Consider the following 19,760-nt stretch of genomic DNA (forward strand, 5'->3'; position numbering starts at 1 on the left):
CTGTTTTTTCCAGAGGGGTACATAAATGAAAGATCAAATATGGATACGGAAAGTCATTTTGATCGCTGTCTGTGTGTCAGTGGCAGCTTGTCTGCAAGTTTTTGCGGATCATTTCATTTATTGGAAATCTAGTCTACTCGCTGAGTTTTGGCGTTTGTGGACTGCACATTGGGTACATGTTGGCTGGATGCATTTTTTATTGAATATGTTAGCTTTTTCATGTTTACCTTTCATTTTCCCACATGTGCGTAATTGGCATTTAGTTTCTCTTTTATTACTTCTACCACCATTTATTAGTCTGATTTTTTATTACTATCTGCCTTATATTGATGCCTATGCTGGCTTGTCTGGTGTTTTGCATGGTTTATATACGGCAGTCAGCATTGTCTATTTACAGTATCCAAAGGAACGAAAATTTGCAATTTTGGTATTGGTTCTAATCGCCAGTAAACTCATTTGGGAAAATACATTTGGACAATCAGGTACAGCTCAATTAATTGGTAGTCCTGTATTAACTGAAGCGCATTTGATCGGCGCAATAGGAGGTGTACTGTGTGGTTCTGGTTATTTACTTATAGGCAGGAAAGATAAAGAACAAACGCATTGATAAAAAAATCCATAAAAAAATAATTGCAGCCATTTTTTTTTCTAAAAGATTGCTGCAAATTTAGGCGGTTTAAAAGGGATTGGTGTTAAGAGGGTAAATTCATTTATCTATCAACCATAGACATCGCATGATTCAACATCTTTGGATGGATGTTGATAACAATAAATTGGAATAGACATGCAAAATGATCAAGAGAAAAAGTCTGGATTAGGTCTGCTGAGTTATATCTGGACAGAATGGATATCAGCTTTTGTTGTTCTCATTTTACTTTTGGCAACGCTTGTGATTGGTACAGGTGAGATGATTCATGGGCAGTTATTGCGTATGGGTGAGCGCCTGTATGGTGATCCAAATACAGGAATGCAATATTCGTTTCTGCGGGCCGAACCTAGCAAGCCAACCTGTGATCGTAACCCGAATATCGATGCACAAGTTCAAGAGCAAATGAAGATCAATGCTGCGGATGAATTTGCAAGTATGTTTGGTGTGGCATCTGAAGCTGATGTACGTTCTTCATTACTTGCTGCACAACAGCAATGTGAAGAAAAATATCAATTCTATGATAAAGCGATGACACATATCGAAGCAAATCCGAGTGTCCGTACCTATCGTACAATTGAGACCTCTTTTTTTGGAATCTTTAAGTTCGGTTCTGAAAACCGCGCATTATTGTTAGTGATTATGGTGGTCTTTGCTGCAATTAGTGCAACGATTAAATCACATCACATTGGTTTACGTAGCCCAGCAACCAGAATTGATTTCCGTATTTATAATACGGCAATGGTACTCGGTAATGGATTGCTGACCTATTCGGTGATTAGCCAATATAATTCAGTGCTCAATTCAGGCGTGCCTTTTGCTTCCGGCATGAATGTGATTTATTGGTTGTGGATGCTTCTATTTGGAGTACTGACTTTAATTAGCTTATTCCATCTAATTAAATCACCACCGCCTACGCGTGAAGGTGGTAATGTTGGTCTAGCCTTCTTGAGTATTCCACTTTATGCTTATATGGCCATTATTACTGGGGTAGCATTTACTTTCTTCATGGATTATCCAATGGGGCAAGGGATCTATCTTGGGCAGTTAGTTGAATTCTCAAATATCTTCTTAAATCTGGCTCTGTTTATTTGGGCTGGTATGTTGCTTAAGCAAACACGTATCGTTGATTTATTCTTAAATATTCTACGTCCGTGGAACTTAGCGCCAGAAACTTTAACTTGGTTGATCTTGATTGCAGCTGCATTACCGACAGCATATACCGGCGCATCTGGTATTTTCGTCATCGCTGCTGGTGCGATTATCTATAAAGAAGTCTGGAATGCTGGTGGTCGTCGTCAATTCGCATTAGCTGCAACGGCACTTTCGGGTTCGCTTGGTGTGGTATTACGTCCATGTTTATTAATCGTTGTCGTGGCATCTTTAAATAAAGAAGTGACAACTGATTTACTTTATACACATGGTATGTATGTCTTCTTATTGACTTCAACCTTGTTCTTAATTATTTCACTATTCTTTGCTGAGCAGAAATTCCGTATTGCGCCACCAAAGATTGCTTTACCGAAATCATTGCGAGCATTTGTTCCTGTAGCGCCATATATTGTAATTTTCATTTTGATCTGGTTGTTCTATAAGCATGCCTTATCTACAGACCTAAATGAATTTACTGCGCCAGTTATGATGCCTGTGATTCTCTTGCTGATGGTGTTATTTGATAAGTTGCGTAAAGAACCAGCACCACTTGCTCCAGTAGGGCATTGGGATAGTACTTTAAATACGTATACTGCACCGCCAGATGGTTCACAACCAACACCTAAAGTAAATCCAGCAGATGATCCTCGTAACCCAGAGCGTAAGGTTCCATTTGGAAAAGCCTTACATTTATCAACAACTGAAACAGTAGGGCATATTGGTGCACTTGTCATTCTCATGGCATTGTCAGTGAGTGTCGGTGGCTTCTTAGAGCATATTGAGGTGATGGAAGCTTTCCCGCGTGACATCAGTAGTATGTTTATTGTGATCAGTTTAGTGGTTGTGTTCATGGTTCTCGTAGGAATGATCATGGATCCATTCGGTGCGGTAATTTTGATTTCTGCAACTGTGGCACCTGTGGCATATCAATACGGCATTGATCCGGTTCACTTCTGGATGATTGCATTGATTGGTTTTGAGTTAGGTTATGTCACACCGCCGGTTGCCTTGAATCACCTATTAGCACGACAAGCAATTGGTGATGATGAGGTGCGAGCAGCGGATCAAGAAGTGAAGCATCTATCCTTCTATTATCGTTTCGAGCGTTGGATATTGCCATTGTTGGTCATGGTTCCTGCGATCCTGATTGTTGCGTATGTCCCTTATTACTTTAAGTTATTTGGTTGGTACCAATAAGCAGTCAATAAAAAAGCACCTTCGGGTGCTTTTTTATTGCGTGTCGTTAAACTCTAAGAATTGGTAAGTTTGACTTTTGATCAAAATGTAATGGTTTTATGAGCACATTATTTCGTTTTTTGCATAAATGGACTACATAAAAAGATCGCAAGCAAAATAAATCCAAAACCAATAAGACTATGTACGTCGGGTAATTCGTTCCAAAGTAAAAAGCCCCAAATTCCCGCAAAAATAATTGCAACATAGTTGATTGGTGCGATCTGACCTGCAGGTGCTAGACGATATGCATGTGACATAAATAGTTGACTAACATTTGCGAGTAAGCCTGCTGCAATCAGAAAGAATAACTCCTCCAATTTATAGGGTCTCCAAACCCAGAGCATTGGAATACCAGAGAGGAATGCACCGATTAAACAAAAATAAAATACGATACGCTCAGGTGGTTCGGTTTGAGTGAGTGCACGTACAGTCACAAATGCCATGGCTGCACATAAACTAGATACAATTCCTACTACTGACATTAAATTCAGGAGTCCTTGATCAGGCTTTGCAACGAAGAATACCCCAATGAAACCAAGTGCAGCTGCACAAAGCATTAACATGCTGATACGTTCTTTGAGAAATAGCCATGCAATAAAAGGAATAAAAATTGGGGAGGAGTAGGTAAAAACCATTGCATTGGATAATTCAAGATGGGCAATGGCATAGAAAAAACCGTACATTGCTGCCAATCCAATGACACTTCGCCAAGTATGCATCCAAATTTTATCTGTTTTAACGAAATCAATACCTTGTCTAAAAATAAAAGGTAAAAAGAGTATCAAGCCGACCCAGTTTCTGAAAAAAACAATCGTATAATTATCGACACTATGCGATGCGTATCGAATGCATATTCCCATGAGTGAGAATAAAAATGCCGAAAATGTTAGGCATGCAATTGCAAGGACAATAGGGTGACGCTGGCCGACGATAGGCATAAAATAAAAATGCTAGAAGGGAGTTCCACATTCTAGCAAAACGAGCCGATGAAAAATCTATTTTATGATGATTGAGCTTGAAGCAGTTGGGCTTCTAATAACTTGATTTGTTCTTCTTTGAGTTTTATTAAGCTGTCAGCATCATTATGTTGGGCTTGCAGTTCTTGTTTCTGATCTTGGAGTTGGAGCTGGATATCATCCAATTTAGCAATTTCTTCTTTTGCTAAACTTTCATTCTGTGGTACCGCTGTTTGAAGTATAGATTCCTCGATTAAGAGAATAGGTGCCGTTTGATCTTCATTAGGTACAGTATCGATATTAGTTGAACTGTACGTTTCCTTATGTACTGAGGAAGTAGAAGTCGTCTCTACTTGAGTAACGACTCTTTCAGCAATTATTGGTTGATTGGATAAAAGCCATTGCACGCTGAAAAGTATAAGCACAATGATGCTAATACCGCCAATAATCATCCATAATAATTTGGAATTGGCAGTTTGAACTGTTGACGTCATTTTTTTAACCTTCTAGTCAAAATGACGAGGTTTGAACTGTATCACCCCAATTTCATCTGGCTCAGCGGATTGCGACTCTTCCACATGGGTCGGACGTTTTTCGCTATAAGCACATTCGATACATTCAATCCACTCGTCATCCACAGTAGTGATCTTAACTACACGATCTAACGCTCCACATTTAGGGCATTTTGCACCCGCGATGAATTGTCTTTTCATGTCAGTTAATACCACCCTATGAACAATAATGACTTAGTTTAAGCGGTTTTATCTGTCTTCGTCCAACCTTGATGACGTAATAATGCATCTATTTTTGGTTCTCTTTTTCTGAAATTGCGAAATGCATCAAGCGCTGTATCTTTTCCGCCAACTGCTAGAATAAACTGCCTAAATTCCTTTCCAGTTTCAGTATTAAAAATACCTTCATTTTCGAAGCGATCAAAGGCATCACTGGCTAAAACTTCAGCCCATTTGTAGGAGTAATACCCTGCTGCGTAGCCACCTGCGAAGATATGGCTGAAACTATGCTGAAAACGATTGTAAGGAACGGTTGGAGCAACAGAAAATTTATTGCGAATTTCATCTAAAGTTGCCTGAATTTGCTGGCTGTTTAAGGCAGGTGTTTGACGGTGAATCGTTAAATCAAACAGAGCAAATTCGATCTGACGCAGTGTTTGCATACCTGATTGGAAGAAACGTGCGTTTAATAAAGCCGACAAGAGTTCTTGCGGCAAGGTTTGCTTGGTTTCAATATGTTCACTGAGTACGTCTAAGCTTTCATTGTCCCACGCCCAAAACTCCATGAACTGGCTTGGTAACTCGACTGCATCCCATGCAACGCCGTGTGTGCCTGCAACCGAGATATTATCTACTTCGGTGAGCATGTGATGTAAGCCATGACCAAATTCATGGAATAGTGTAATCACTTCATCATGCGTCAGTAGGGCAGGCTGATCGCCAATCGGTGGTGTAAAGTTACACACCATATAGCAAATTGGTTTTTGCAGACCATTTGTGGTTTGTACGCGGGAACGGAAGCCGCTCATCCATGCGCCACCACGTTTGCCATTGCGGGCATATAAATCGAAGTAGAAACCTCCGACCACTTGACCTTGATCTTCAATTTCAAAATAACGTACATCGTTTTGCCAAACTGGGGCTTTACGTTCAATGATCTGAATGCCATAGAGACGTTGTACGATTTGGAATAAACCATTCACCACTTTTGGTGCAGGGAAATACGGTTTAAGCGCTTCTTGAGATAAATTGAATTGTTGTTGTTTTAACTTTTCAGAGTAATAGGTCGCATCCCACGGTTTGAGCTCCTCGATGCCATCTTGTTGTGCAATGGTCTTGAGTTCTGCAATTTCAGCTAGTGCTGGAGTGCGCGCATGCTCTGCCAAATCTACTAGGAATTTATCGACGGTTTCGACGTTAGGCGCCATTTTGCTGGCCAGTGAATACTCCGCAAAATTGTTAAAGCCAAGCAGTTGTGCCATTTCCTGACGTAAGGTCAGTATCTCTTCCATTACAGGTGTGTTATCAAACTCGGTCTTGTCAGACTGTTCTGATGCACGAGTCACGTAGGCTTTATATAGTTCTTCTCTTAATTCACGATCATCAGCATAAGTCATGATCGCAAAATAGGCAGGGAAGTCCAGTGTCGCCACTGCTTGTTCAAGCTCACGTTGTTGCCCATATTGTTTGAGTAATTCAACATTGCTGTGTGGTAAACCTTTGAGTTGTGCTTCTGTTAATGGTTTGAAGTAAGCTTGGGTTGCATCGAGTACATGGTTCGAAAAGTCTGAGGACAGTTGAGATAAACGTGCAGAAATTTCTGCATAACGTTTTTTGGCTTCACCTTCGAGTGCAACCCCTGAAAGTTTAAAATCGCGTAAAGCGAGTTTAATTGCACTTTGCTGTGCTTCGCTCAGTGTTTGAAATACTGTGCTGTCATGAATGTGTTGATAGGTTTGATACAACGCCGTATGTTGTCCAAGCTGAGTGTAGTATTCACTCAAGCTAGGTAACAGTGATTGATAGACTTCACGTGTTTCGGCATTGTTCATTACGGCATTCAAGTGTGACAAGATGCCCCATGATTCACTCATGTTATTTTCAAGTTGGTCGACTTCAGTCAGCGTTGCAAGTTGGGCTTCAGTGCTTTGAGGAACTTCATTGAGTTGATTTAAGAAAGTTTGACCGTTTTGAATGGTGCTTTCAATCTGTTGTTTTAAGTCGGCAAGTTCAATCTGATCAAACTGTGGAACTGGAAGAGTTGCTTGCTGTAGTGTCATTGTATTTTTGCCATATCATCTTTAAACATAGCTATAGATGTAAGGCTTGCAAGCACGGAAATCAAGGTTGATTCATGATTTATTAGATGGTTGTTTTGTTGTTAATTCAATTTTGTTTATTGATATAGATAGCGAGCACATTCTTTAAATCGAAAAAAAATAAGAGAGCCGAAGCTCCCTTATCTTTTATTAATTACTCAGCCTTTGCTTTCGCATTCGACTTTTTCTTTTTCACTTTCTTTTTTGCCTTTTCTTTACTTTCAGGCTTAGCAGAAGTTTTTTTACTTGGTTTTTTGGTATAAGAACTTGGTTTGCTCTTATCCTTTTTCTTACGCACGGGTTTTTCACCATCCTCACTCACTTTCGCCACCGTGGTTGGCTTGCTGAATACCTCTTCAGTGGTCTGGGCGCGATTCGATGTGGTGGTACGTGGTGCTTTTTGGCGGATGACACGACCTAAATGGGTGAGTTGTTGTACCAATTGGAAGTCGATTTTACGTTCTTCAAGATTCACACCTGCTACTTGAATCTTGACTTCGTCTCCAAGGCTAAACGATTGTCCACGATTCTGTCCGATTAAACTTTGGCTCGCCTGATCATAGAGGAAAAAGTCTTCACCTAGTTGGCTCACATGAATCATGCCATCGACATACAGATCTTTCAGGGTAACAAATAGACCAAATTCAGTCACGGCACTGATCACACCCACGAACTCATCGCCTAGATGTTGCTGCATGTAGTGACATTTTAACCAAGTCGTTACACTACGCGAAGCTTCGTCAGCACGGCGTTCGGTTTGTGAGAAATGCTCGCCTGCATCATCAAGCGCAGCACCTGATAGTGGATAAACTTTTTTATCAAGATAAGCCTTGATGGCACGGTGTAATAATAAGTCTGGATAACGACGAATTGGCGAAGTGAAGTGCGTATATGCCTCGTAAGCAAGACCGTAATGTCCTGAGTTCTTCGCACCATAATAGGCTTGCATCATTGAGCGTAACAAAACGGCATGGACACTTGGCGCATCTAGACGGTCTTTCGTTGCTTCAATGACAGCTTGGTAATCCGCTTGTGTTGGTTGCTCAGGGAACGGTAAACCAAGCAATTTCACAAAATCACGAACTTTTTGAATACGAGAAAACTCTGGTGCTTCATGTACACGATACAACATCGGAATATCATGTTCTAAGCAATACTCTGCAGCCGCAACGTTAGCCAATAACATACATTCTTCAATGAGTTTATGTGCATCGTTACGTGTGCGTGGCAAGATTTCCTTGATTCCACCTAACTCGTCAAAAGTCATGTAGGTTTCAATGGTTTCAAATTCCATTGCATGACGTTCAGCTCGTAGGCCTTTAAGTGTTTGATAGAGTTGGAATAGTGTGTTTAGTGATTTATGAATGGTCTTGTCTTCAGGGATCGCATCTGTTGCACCTTCAAAATATTGACCAACTTGGGTGTAGGTCAAACGTGCTTTGGAATGCATCACCGCAGGATAGAACTCATAACCTGTCACTTTGCCCGCACGTGATAGTTTTAAATCACAAACCATACATAAACGGTCTACATGCGGATTTAGAGAACACAATCCATTCGACAAGGCTTCTGGCAACATTGGCAGGACGAAGTGCGGGAAATAAACCGATGTGCCACGATCTTCTGCTTCTTCGTTTAACGGCGAATCTAAACGAACATAATGGCTTACATCTGCGATTGCCACCACAACACGGTAACCGCCTCCTGGTCGCTTCTCCGCATACACGGCATCATCAAAGTCACGGGCATCTTCACCATCAATGGTGACGAGTGGTAGATCCCGTAAATCGACACGACCTTTTATATCTTGTTCAGAAGGTTCTTTAAAACTTTCCGCTTCTTTAATAACTGCTTCTGGAAACTCATAAGGCAAACCAAACTCTAAGATGGTTTGTGGAATGATAATCTCTGTATCTGCTTTGTCTGCCATGGATTGAACCACATGACCAGTTGCAAGTTCCTCACGAGTTGGATAATCATCAATCGCAACACGCAACATATCACCCACTTTGGCATTGGCATGTTCAATCAACTCTTTTTCTAAGGTAATTGGTTGATGCTGATTTGGATTACTTGGTTGAATAAAGTATTCACCTTGATGTTCAGCAACTTTACCAATAATTTGTTTCACACGACGCTGTACCACTTCGGTAATAAAGCCCCAAGCTTTGCCTTTGCGATCAACTGAAGTCTGACGGACTTTAACGCGGTCACCATTAAAAACAAGGCGCAATTCACGTTCAGGTAAGAGTACATCATCTTGTCCCGCGATATTTGCAGTCCCTAGACCTTTACTGTTGATATAAACCGTTGCTTCGTAGCTTGGTGCATCTGTAGCGGGTTGGTATTTAAAACCATCCTTCATCAGTTGACCATCGCGAACCATTGCACTTAGACGGTGATTTAAGGCATCAATACTTTTTTGATCAGGGATATTAAAATGATCTACAAGTTCTGCGTGGGATTGCGCAGTTTTTAATTGTTCTAATGTAGTGAGAATAAGAGTTCGGCTCGGAATAGGATTATCGTAACGTTCAGCTTCTGCTTTTGCTTCGGGGTCAACCCAATTTGTAGTCATATCGTTTCATTTCACATCTGGCAGATCACTTTAGCATAAGACATTCAAACTTAGACTGCACGTCAAAGATTGCAAGATTCTGTTTATGACTTGGATCTGTAAAAAAGAGATACCTATATTAACAAGCACGGAGCTAAAAAAGCCGAAAAAATGCGAAAATTGTTTAAAAAATATTTGATTGATTTAAAAAAACAGAAAAAATAAGGTTCTTCACTTGTATAAAGAGCTTTTAGTTTGTATTATTGCGCTCGTGTTACGGTGAGATGGGTGAGTGGCTGAAACCACATCCCTGCTAAGGATGCATACGGGCAACTGTATCGAGGGTTCGAATCCCTCTCTCACCGCCACTTTACTTAAAGCGCTCATAGCTCAGCTGGATAGAGCACTTGGCTACGAACTAAGGGGTCGGGAGTTCGAATCTCTCTGAGCGCACCAAGTAAAGATTGAAAGTAACACATACCAACTTTTAGTTGGAAACCTAAGTAATGCGCTCATAGCTCAGCTGGATAGAGCACTTGGCTACGAACTAAGGGGTCGGGAGTTCGAATCTCTCTGAGCGCACCAACTTAATGAAATAAACCGCTTAATTGCGGTTTTTTTGTGTCTGGATTTTTTGAGAAATTATTTTTAACTCACCGAAGTTTGATTCAAATATTTCTTTAACATATTGAAAAATGATTACCTTGACGGAATCTTACCGAGTTTTTATTCAATTTTAGGGTAAGCTCTCAGTTGGACTTACTGTTGTTTCGGCATGAGGAGCAATGGTAACTATCTTGCGCAGCTATCACTGCTCATTACACGTTGACCTAATGAGTCGCAGAAACAATATTTATTAATGAAGTCCTGTCTCGAACAGTTGTGGATGACGTATCCGAATATCGTATTTTTTGTCGAGCTTGGGTTGGCTAGAGTAGTTCTTTAAATTGAATATTTTAAGAAATATAAAAAATGATCATTGGTTCAATTTCTTCTGAAGGATTTTATCGAAGAAGAGATATAAGTATCCAACTGTCCCTAAAACGCCAACCATACGAACCACATGAAATGCAGTTACGATTGGAACGCCGAGTTGGAGGACGTTTGCAGTAATGGTCATTTCTGCAACACCACCAGGTGCAAGTCCTAAGCCAAGAGTTGCAATTGGAATGTTGCTCCAAAGCATCAGTGCGTAAGCTAATAGCCCTGTTAAGAATAATGCGCCGAGATTGTAAAGCGCGACAATACTGAGGTAATGCGGTGCTGTTTTGAAAAAACCGGGCTTAAATTTGTTGCCCAATGACCAGCCGAGTAAGACTTGTCCTAGATGGAGGATTGGGGTTGGAATTGCGGATAGATGAATATTTTGTGCAGTAAAGAAGATGGCAACCAATAAGGCACCAAAGGTCCATGGGTTTGGGAGTTTCAAGTGAGCAAAGGTGCGACTGGCGATATAAGCGATCAGCACTAAGGTGGAAAAACCAAGCCAATTGACTTCCATATTTCTTGCGATGTGATCTGTATCAAAACCATGCCATCCCATAAATTGATAAAAGAAAGGGACAATCACTACGACCATTAATACACGTAATGTATGTGCAGAGGCAACTTGATCAACGCGAGCGTGATGATGTTCTGCGAGGTGAGACATTTCATTTGCACCGCCAATAGCAGAAGCAAACCATGCGGTTTTAAAGTCAACTTTTGCCCAGCGGTGTAATATAAAGGCGCCTATTGTGCCGAGTAATAGAGCAAAGAGTAGACCAATCAATAACACAAGCCAATGCGAAGCGATGAGATGAATCATCTCTGGTGTGAAATATAAACCGAGTGTAAGTCCGATAATGGATAGTCCAATACTCCGTGCAGAACTATGGCATTCGATTGGGGCATGATTGATTTTAAGGAGAGCGGTAATAAATAATGGCCCAAGCAGCCATGGAATAGGCAAGTGTAGCCACTGTGCAAGGAGTGCACCTAAAAATGCAAGGCTTAGACTCAGAGCATACTTTAGATACAACTGCATAAATAGAATCGCATAAATAAAAGTTAAATGACCGATAGGTTTTCTACTATCGGTCAATATTTTTTAAATTGCTCTGTGACGATTACGTAACCAGCGGATCAGAGGGAGTACGATCATGATACCCGCTAGAATCCATAATACTTTGGTGATATAGCCATCGAACAAGATTGATAATTCGCCTTGTGAAATAGATAGTGCACGACGTAAGCTTGATTCCATAAGCTCACCTAATACAAAGCCTAAAATCAAAGCGGATAGTGGGAAGTTGAGTTTACGTAAAATATAACCAAAAATTCCTAATCCCACCATGAGAACCAAATCGAATACTGTGCTATGTATTGCATACACACCAACGAAGCTGACTGCAGCGATTGCTGGAAGGAGGATGAAATTTGGAACGCTCAAAAGCTTGGCAAAGAAGCGTACCAGTGAAATATTCATGATTAGTAATAATGCACTAGCAATGAATAATGATGCAATAAGTCCCCAAACAATCGTCGGTTGTTCAGTGAATAACTGTGGGCCTGGGGTGATATTGTAAAGCGTTAAAGCACCTAACATCACGGCTGTGGTACCGGAACCGGGGACACCTAAGGTTAACATTGGGATAAATGAGCCACATGCTGAGGCATTATTTGCCGCTTCAGGTGCTGCGATACCTCGTAAGTCACCTTCACCAAACTTTCCATCTTTTCCGGCGAGTTTTCGTTCACTGGTATATGACATTGCACTGGCAATTGTTGCACCCGCGCCCGGTAGAATACCGACAATGAAACCTAGGAGTGAACTACGAATTGTGGTTTTTAATGTAAAGAAAAACTCTTTAAGGTTGAAAAGACTACGCTTACCTTGTCCTAAAGCTTTTTGTCCAATCGCTGTTTTTTCCAACATAATCAGGATTTCACTGATACTGAAAAAACCGATTACGATGGTAGTGAACTGAACACCATCACTTAGGTTGACTGAGTCAAATGTAAAGCGATATACACCAGTTACAGCATCAACACCAACGGTGGCAAATAGTAGGCCAATTAAAGCTGCGACAGCTGTTTTGATTGGTTGATCGCCAACGAGACCGCTTAAGCAGGTGAGAGCGAATACCATTAATACGAAATATTCAGCTGGCCCGAAAACAATGGCCCATTTTGCCAAAAGTGGTGCGAATAAGACGATCCCGATAATTGCAATTAAACTACCAATAAATGAGCTCATTGCAGAGAGGGAAAGCGCAATTCCAGCTTTACCTTGTTTGGCAAGTGGGTAGCCATCCATGGTGGACATAATTGCTGCTGCATCTCCAGGGACATTGATTAAAATGGCGGAAATTCGTCCACCATATTCACATCCTAGGTATACAGCTGCCAATAAGATCAATGCGCTTTCTGGGGGGAGTCCTAAGGCATAAGCAAAGGGAAGTAATAACGCAACACCATTAATAGGGCCGAGACCTGGTAATAATCCGACAATGGTACCGATGAATGCGCCAATGAGTGCGATAAATAGGTTTTGTGGAGTTAATGCGACTTGAAAGCCGTACATCAAATATTCAAAAACGTCCATGAATTCTTCCTTGATTAACTAAAAAATCCTAATGGCAGCGGTACATCTAATATGTAGTCAAATAGTCCATATAAGAGGCAGCCAAAAACAATGCCAGTGATTAATGATGCTTTTACACTTCCTCCGAAGAGGGTGCCGACAAGGAAAAACATGATGGCTGTTGCAATAGGGAAACCTAAGAATTCAAACGTAACGGCATAAATCAGCAAGAACAGCATTAATAAACCGATTTTTTTCAAGACCGAAGGGGTGTAGCCTAGATCTATAAATTCAGCAAGCTTTTGAGGTCTAAAGGTGAGATATAAACAAGATGAAATTAAAAGTAATAATAGGAGTACAGGGTAAGGGCGGGGTCCTAATGGGTCGTATGCAATAGGTGCAACGTAACCCCAAGCTAAGTATAGTAAACCTAGGCTGACAAGTCCTAAAGTCCCTGAAAAAATCCTTTCTGCGGACATAAATAATTCCTTTTGCATTAAAATTGCAGGAGCATTTCAATTCTGAGTTATTTTTTTAAATCAGAGATTGAAATGCTCTTTTGGTTTTAAAGGTTATTTTGTAACGAGATCGAACTCTTTTGACAACGCTCTCAATTGATCGGTTTGTTGGATCACAAATTGATCTAATTCTTCACCTGTCATGGAGAGAGGGAGTAATTCAAATTGTTGACGTGATTGTTCAAATTTTGGATCTTGCATCATTTTTTCAAATGAAGTTTTCCACCATTGGTAAGCTTCATCACTGACTTTAGGACCAACGTAATAACCACGCACAACTGGCCATTGAATATCGTAACCCTGTTCTTTTGCGGTCGGAATGTCTGCTAACTCATTTGGTAGGCGTTCAGGTGAAAATACAGCGAGCGCACGTAATTTTCCTGATTTGACATGAGGAATGACTTCAGCAATTCCTGCACTAACGACTTGGATGTGATTACCGAGAACAGATGTCACTGCTTCACCACCACCTTCTAAGGCAATGTAGGTCATTTCTTTTGGATTTACACCTGCAGCTTTAGCAAGCATAGCTGTCTGCATCCAGTCCTGACCTCCAACACTACCGCCAGCGCCAAAACTAACTGATTTAGGGTTTTTCTTGAGCGCTGCAACTAGGTCATTTAGGTTTTTATATGGAGATTCTGCATTGACAGCAACTACGCCATAATCTGTACCGACAATCGCTAACCATCGAACATCTTTTTCCGTGTATTGACCAAATTTTCCTTGGGCAAGATTGAGCAGAGAGCCTGTAGAGAAGGCAACAATCGCATTAGCATTGGCTGGATCATTGGCAACAATTTTATTGTATGCAACAGCGCCTACACCACCAGGCATATAGGTTACACGCATAGGAGAGTTTAAGAGTTTGGTTTCTTTGAAAGCATTTTGTGCCAGTTTACATGTGAGGTCGAAACCGCCGCCTGGTTTTGCTGGGGCGATACATTCAGGGCGTTTGGGTTCTCCAACTTCGCCTTTATTTTTTCCACATGCTGTTAAACCGAATCCTAAGGTCACTAAAGTGCTGGTTAATATAATTCCTCTTAACATCTTAAATGTTTCTCCATAAACGATTATATTGATATGCAAAACAATAGTGCATATTTATACAGGCTTCTTTGCCTTGAATTTGGTTAAAGCTAGATGCGTAAAGCCAAGCATTATTCTTTTGGAATCTTGGGTGCTTGCTATTGCATTCTCATCACTTTAGATAAACGTGTTTATCATAAAATTAAACAGAAAGAGCATAACATTATCTTATATCACGTGATGATTCATTTTTTAAATACAAAATCTTTGATGATTTATTTATAAAATGTATTGTGTTAAATATATAAAATTAAAAATATTTTTTATTTGCGGTTTTATTTTGGTATACGGGTGTGGTGAATAAAAAATCATTTTATTTATTTTTTCTAATTTATTTTGACTGATTTCTATTCATTTTGTTTATATGCTTTTGTTTTAATTTTGACCTAGGTTATATCAACCATAAGTGTGGTTTGGGGAAAGGTTGGGTATAAAAAAGCCAGAATAAGGTGTATTCTGGCTTTTAATATATTATTTAAAGTTAAATTGTCTAAAATTTAAATTCTAGCCCTGCGCCTACGACTGGTTGTTTGTCTTTAGCATCAGCTTGTTTGAATGTTGCATAGCCTGTATATCCATAGGCTTTGACTTGTTTATTAAAAGAATAATCTACACCTGCCATAATTTGCTGTGCATCATAGTCAGCATCATTGTTCTTGAAGCTCGTTGTATTTTGACTATATTGTGCTTTAAGGTTCCATTTGTCATGGTTTGGGATGCGATATTCTGCACCGACTAACCAGCCAATCGAGTCATCAATGTTGGCTGCATTTGCAGGATTGCCTTTGGCCTCCTCGATTTCAGATTTTTGGATTAACGCTTTTAATGCAAGTGCTTCAATTGGTTTGATGCGAGCTGTTAATCGTAGCGTATTGGCTGCAGCAAAAACTTTATCAACATCGATATGAGTATCTGAGGCATTGAGAAAGCCACGACCCAGTAGGTTACTTGGAATAGCCTTATCATAAGCAATTGCTGTTAAGAACATTGGGTCTGAATAGGTGATGGAGGTTGACCAAGCATCGCCTAATCCTCCACCATCAACAGTTACGCCGCCTTGATTGCTCTTGATACCTTGTGCTTCGCCTGTTGCTAATAATGCGCTAAATTCAAGATTTCCTTGTTCTCCAATTGAAAACTTAGGTGAATCATATACAACGGAGTTATTAATGCGATTTTCACCAGGCATGATACTGGTAATGTCTGCAGTGTTACGGACATAGTTATTAAAACTATCGACGGCAGTTGATAGTTTTTTTAATGGAGAATTATTCTTACCGATTTTTACAGTCCCTAATTTTTGATCTTTTAATCCTATAAAACGATCACGTTGAGACCAATCTGTACCATCGCCGTCAGCATTAAATGACCATTCAATTTGATAGATGGCGCTAAGACGTTCTGTTAATTTTTCTTCACCCTTAATACCGAGAAATGAGCTATTACTGTTAACTTTCCACACATCACGATCTGACTTAGATGCATTATTTTCAGGTAGATAGTCGAGACTAGCATCAATCTCGCCGTAGAATTTTGGGGCAGCAATTGCTGAACTGGTAATAACCGTTAATATACTGGCAATTAAAAAATTAACTTTCATTTATGTCATCCTAACAATTTAAAATTATGAATAAGCAACCATCATTTCATTTGAGTAAATGAAATATAAAATAGGCCATGCGCTTGAAATAAAATATATTTCTTAACTGTGAGTGATATAAATTAATTGAGCATCAGCCTTAAGCTGTATTTTCATAATTAAATACCTCAACTTAAGTACTAAGTTTAAGTATTTAAGCAATCCTTCGCTAAAGAATAGATTTAATACACAAGACGTGGCCTGTGAACTTATTCAGTGGTGATTTTATGGCATTTAAATTGTTGTAGGTATTTAATTTAATTATAAGTTTTTTTATGGTATTTAGTTTAATTATAAGAGGTTTCATATATATTATTATCTTGCTCTGGGTAATTAGACTTTAGTCTAAATTTAGTGATGCTAATATAGAATATTTAAATGATTTATAGAGGCTGATTAGAAAAAGAAGACGTTAATACCAAAAATGTTCTCTTTAATAAAAAAACCGCTGATCATATCAGCGGTTTTATATGGTTTTAAAAGGTTAGAACAAGCTTGTGCTTTCGAATAGCTGCTCAGACAAGTTCAAGCTAGGAATAGATAAATTGTCTGTGAAGTTTGTTGTTGATCCACTTGCTGAGAAGATTTGAGATGAAGACGCAGCACCGAGAACAGAGTCTAGAATATTGTCTACGCCACCATTCGAGCTGGTGCAACCACAGTTATCACCAACATTGATTGAAAGTAGACCACCAAGATTACCGAGGATGTCCCCACCAAGGATACCTGTGATTGGGCTTAATAAGCCGCCATCACCGCCACCGATACCACCGCCGATGCTTCCAAGGATACCACCACCAAGAAGATCATCACCGATGATGTGTTGGATGATATCAGCAGCAGTTGAACCATTATTGATCAGTGTGCCAATCACGCCAGTTGCATTGCCAAGCGCACCGCCAAAGTCAGCACCAGCTAGATCAGAGATTGCTTCAAGTGTACCGTTGACAGTATCACGAGAAGTTTCAAAGGTAAGCGTACCGAGATTTGCTAGATCGCTGATTGGGTGTTCACCTTGAGGGAAGACACCAAGGATTGCATCAGCCACGGTATTGATACCAGTATTGATGAGATCCGTTTTAAGGCTCTCAACGCCTTGAAGGATATCGATACCTGTTTGAATTACACCCGTGATTGGATTATTACCCAGATCACCGCCACCGATACCACCAATAATACCTGTCAAGATATCCAGAGGGCTACCGCCATCACCACCGCCGATACCGCCAATGATGCCTGTGATCAGATCAAGCGGACTACCGTCACCGCCAATGCCACCGATACCGCCAATGATGCCAGTGATCAGGTCAAGAGGGCTACCATCACCGCCAATGCCACCGATACCACCAATGATGCCAGTGATCAGGTCAAGAGGGCTACCATCACCGCCAATACCACCGATGCTTCCAAGGATACCACCACCAAGAAGATCATCACCGATGATGTGTTGGATGATACCTGCGGCAGTTGAACCATTATTGATCAGTGTACCGATCACGCCAGTTGCATTGCCAAGCGCACCGCCAAAGTCAGCACCAGCTAGATCAGAGATTGCTTCAAGTGTACCGTTGACAGTATCACGAGAAGTTTCAAAGGTAAGCGTACCGAGATTTGCCAGATCGCTGATCGGATGTTCACCTTGAGGGAAGACACCAAGGATTGCATCAGCCACGGTATTGATACCAGTATTGATGAGATCAGTTTTAAGGCTCTCAACGCCTTGAAGGATATCGATACCTGTTTGAATTACACCCGTGATTGGATTATTACCCAGATCACCGCCACCGATACCACCAATAATACCTGTCAAGATATCCAGAGGGCTACCGCCATCACCACCGCCGATACCACCAATGATGCCAGTGATCAGGTCAAGTGGACTACCATCACCGCCAATGCCACCGATACCACCAATAATGCCAGTGATCAGGTCAAGTGGACTACCATCACCGCCAATGCCACCGATACCACCAATAATGCCAGTGATCAGGTCAAGAGGGCTGCCATCGCCGCCAATGCCACCGATACCACCAATGATGCCAGTGATCAGGTCAAGTGGGCTACCATCGCCGCCAATGCCACCGATGCTTCCAAGGATACCACCACCAAGAAGATCATCACCGATGATGTGTTGGATGATACCTGCGGCAGTTGAACCATTATTGATCAGTGTACCAATCACGCCAGTTGCATTGCTAAGCGCGCCGCCAAAGTCAGCACCAGCTAGATCAGAGATTGCTTCAAGTGTACCGTTGACAGTATCACGAGAAGTTTCGAAAGTAAGCGTACCAAGATTTGCCAGATCGCCGACAGGATGTTCGGCTGGAGGGAAGGCACCAATGATTGTACCAGCAATAGTATTGATGCCAGTATTGATAAGGTCTGTTTTAAGGCTCTCAACGCCTTGAAGGATGTCGATACCTGTTTGAATTACACCCGTAACAGGATTGTTACCCAGATCACCGCCAATGATGCCAGTGATTAGATCAAGAGGGCTGCCATCGCCGCCAATACCACCGATGATGCCAGTGATTAGGTCAAGTGGGCTACCATCGCCGCCAATACCACCGATACCGCCAATGATGCCAGTGATTAGGTCAAGTGGACTACCATCGCCGCCAATACCACCGATACCACCAATGATGCCAGTGATCAGGTCAAGAGGGCTGCCATCGCCGCCAATACCACCGATACCGCCGATGATGCCAGTGATCAGGTCAAGTGGACTACCATCGCCGCCAATACCACCGATACCACCAATGATACCGCCACCAATAAAGTCTTCGCCAATAACATGCTGGATAATATTTGCAGCAGTTGAGCCGTTATTGATCAGTGTGCCAATCACGCCAGTTGCATTGCCAAGCGCGCTGCCAAAGTCAGCACCAGCTAGATCAGAGATTGCTTCAAGTGTCCCGTTGACGGTATCACGAGAAGTTTCAAAGGTAAGCGTACCAAGATTTGCCAGATCGCCGACAGGATGTTCGGCTGGAGGGAAGGCGCCGATGATTGTACCAGCCACGGTATTGATACCAGTATTGATGAGGTCGGTTTTAAGGCTTTCAGCACCTTGAAGGATATCGATGCCAGTCTGTATTACACCTGTAACAGGATTGTTCCCCAGGTCGCCGCCACCGATACCACCAATGATGCCAGTGATAGGGCTTAATAAGCCACCGCCACCACCAATAATACCTGTGATGGGACTGAATAAGCCTCCATCACCGCCACCGATACCGCCAATAATGCCTGTAACAGGGCTTAATAATCCACCACCGCCAACAATACTTGTTACAGTATTTAAAGGGTTGCTGTCGACATCACTGCTTGTAATATTTGTAATGGTATTCGTGATCGTAGTTGGAGAAAGAATGTTGGTAATTGTTGAAAGAGAAAGGGGAGCGAGAGTAGAACTGCTCGCGGATGATGTATTACTTTCAACTAAATTGGAGGTAATACTTTTAATGGGTGATAGAAGACTTTTGAAGAGCATAATTTTACCTATATTTTTAAAGTTGTGCGTTTTGACTCAATTATTTAATGATTACGTGTATTTTGTGATTTGTATCGCA

Annotated in this window: 13 protein-coding genes and 3 tRNA genes; 5 read left to right on the forward strand and 11 right to left on the reverse strand. The window is 41.1% G+C overall.

Annotation, left to right across the window (positions count from 1 at the left end; translation table 11 throughout):
- The first annotated feature begins 25 nt into the window (after positions 1–25).
- Positions 26–607: a rhombosortase gene (rrtA, locus tag F2A31_RS02110; protein ID WP_150024967.1), complete on the forward strand. Its 582-nt coding sequence runs from the start codon at positions 26–28 to the stop codon at positions 605–607.
- 177 nt (positions 608–784) lie between these two features.
- Positions 785–2,995 (forward strand): TRAP transporter large permease subunit, encoded by a 2,211-nt coding sequence (locus tag F2A31_RS02115; protein ID WP_150024968.1) that lies wholly within the window; start codon positions 785–787, stop codon positions 2,993–2,995.
- Between the two features lie 107 nt (positions 2,996–3,102).
- On the opposite strand, the gene F2A31_RS02120 is transcribed toward F2A31_RS02115, so the two are convergent.
- The 5 genes from F2A31_RS02120 to rnr all read right to left on the reverse strand — a co-directional run bounded on the left by F2A31_RS02120 (position 3,103) and on the right by rnr (position 9,398).
- Positions 3,103–3,972: a DMT family transporter gene (locus F2A31_RS02120; RefSeq protein WP_150024969.1), complete on the reverse strand. Its 870-nt coding sequence runs from the start codon at positions 3,970–3,972 to the stop codon at positions 3,103–3,105.
- Between the two features lie 62 nt (positions 3,973–4,034).
- A complete protein-coding gene (locus F2A31_RS02125; protein WP_150024970.1) occupies positions 4,035–4,484 on the reverse strand; it encodes a hypothetical protein in 450 nt (149 codons plus the stop codon).
- Between the two features lie 12 nt (positions 4,485–4,496).
- Positions 4,497–4,703: a YheV family putative metal-binding protein gene (locus F2A31_RS02130; protein ID WP_150024971.1), complete on the reverse strand. Its 207-nt coding sequence runs from the start codon at positions 4,701–4,703 to the stop codon at positions 4,497–4,499.
- 38 nt (positions 4,704–4,741) lie between these two features.
- Positions 4,742–6,781, reverse strand: coding sequence for a M3 family metallopeptidase (locus tag F2A31_RS02135; protein WP_150024972.1), 2,040 nt, complete (start codon positions 6,779–6,781; stop codon positions 4,742–4,744).
- Between the two features lie 193 nt (positions 6,782–6,974).
- A complete protein-coding gene (rnr, locus tag F2A31_RS02140) occupies positions 6,975–9,398 on the reverse strand; it encodes a ribonuclease R (RefSeq protein ID WP_150024973.1) in 2,424 nt (807 codons plus the stop codon).
- A gap of 257 nt (positions 9,399–9,655) precedes the next feature.
- Here rnr and F2A31_RS02145 point away from each other — a divergent pair.
- The 3 genes from F2A31_RS02145 to F2A31_RS02155 all read left to right on the forward strand — a co-directional run bounded on the left by F2A31_RS02145 (position 9,656) and on the right by F2A31_RS02155 (position 9,962).
- A tRNA-Ser gene (locus F2A31_RS02145) sits at positions 9,656–9,745 on the forward strand.
- An 11-nt stretch (positions 9,746–9,756) separates the two neighbouring features.
- A tRNA-Arg gene (locus F2A31_RS02150) sits at positions 9,757–9,833 on the forward strand.
- Between the two features lie 52 nt (positions 9,834–9,885).
- A tRNA-Arg gene (locus F2A31_RS02155) sits at positions 9,886–9,962 on the forward strand.
- A 391-nt stretch (positions 9,963–10,353) separates the two neighbouring features.
- On the opposite strand, the gene F2A31_RS02160 is transcribed toward F2A31_RS02155, so the two are convergent.
- The 6 genes from F2A31_RS02160 to F2A31_RS02185 all read right to left on the reverse strand — a co-directional run bounded on the left by F2A31_RS02160 (position 10,354) and on the right by F2A31_RS02185 (position 19,681).
- Positions 10,354–11,403 (reverse strand): AbrB family transcriptional regulator, encoded by a 1,050-nt coding sequence (locus tag F2A31_RS02160; protein WP_150024974.1) that lies wholly within the window; start codon positions 11,401–11,403, stop codon positions 10,354–10,356.
- 63 nt (positions 11,404–11,466) lie between these two features.
- Positions 11,467–12,963, reverse strand: a complete 1,497-nt coding sequence (locus F2A31_RS02165) for a tripartite tricarboxylate transporter permease (RefSeq protein WP_150024975.1) — start codon at positions 12,961–12,963, stop codon at positions 11,467–11,469.
- 14 nt (positions 12,964–12,977) lie between these two features.
- Complete coding sequence (locus tag F2A31_RS02170; protein WP_150024976.1) at positions 12,978–13,421, reverse strand: tripartite tricarboxylate transporter TctB family protein; 444 nt, start codon at positions 13,419–13,421, stop codon at positions 12,978–12,980.
- Positions 13,422–13,514: 93 nt separating this feature from the next.
- On the reverse strand, positions 13,515–14,510 hold the full coding sequence (locus F2A31_RS02175; protein WP_150024977.1) for a tripartite tricarboxylate transporter substrate binding protein: 996 nt from the start codon (positions 14,508–14,510) through the stop codon (positions 13,515–13,517).
- Positions 14,511–15,039: 529 nt separating this feature from the next.
- Positions 15,040–16,149, reverse strand: coding sequence for a porin (locus F2A31_RS02180; protein WP_150024978.1), 1,110 nt, complete (start codon positions 16,147–16,149; stop codon positions 15,040–15,042).
- Between the two features lie 523 nt (positions 16,150–16,672).
- Complete coding sequence (locus F2A31_RS02185; RefSeq protein ID WP_228715643.1) at positions 16,673–19,681, reverse strand: hypothetical protein; 3,009 nt, start codon at positions 19,679–19,681, stop codon at positions 16,673–16,675.
- Positions 19,682–19,760: the final 79 nt, after the last annotated feature.

It is taken from the genome of Acinetobacter suaedae, assembly GCF_008630915.1.
In the GTDB taxonomy this organism is placed as follows: Bacteria; Pseudomonadota; Gammaproteobacteria; order Pseudomonadales; family Moraxellaceae; genus Acinetobacter; species Acinetobacter suaedae.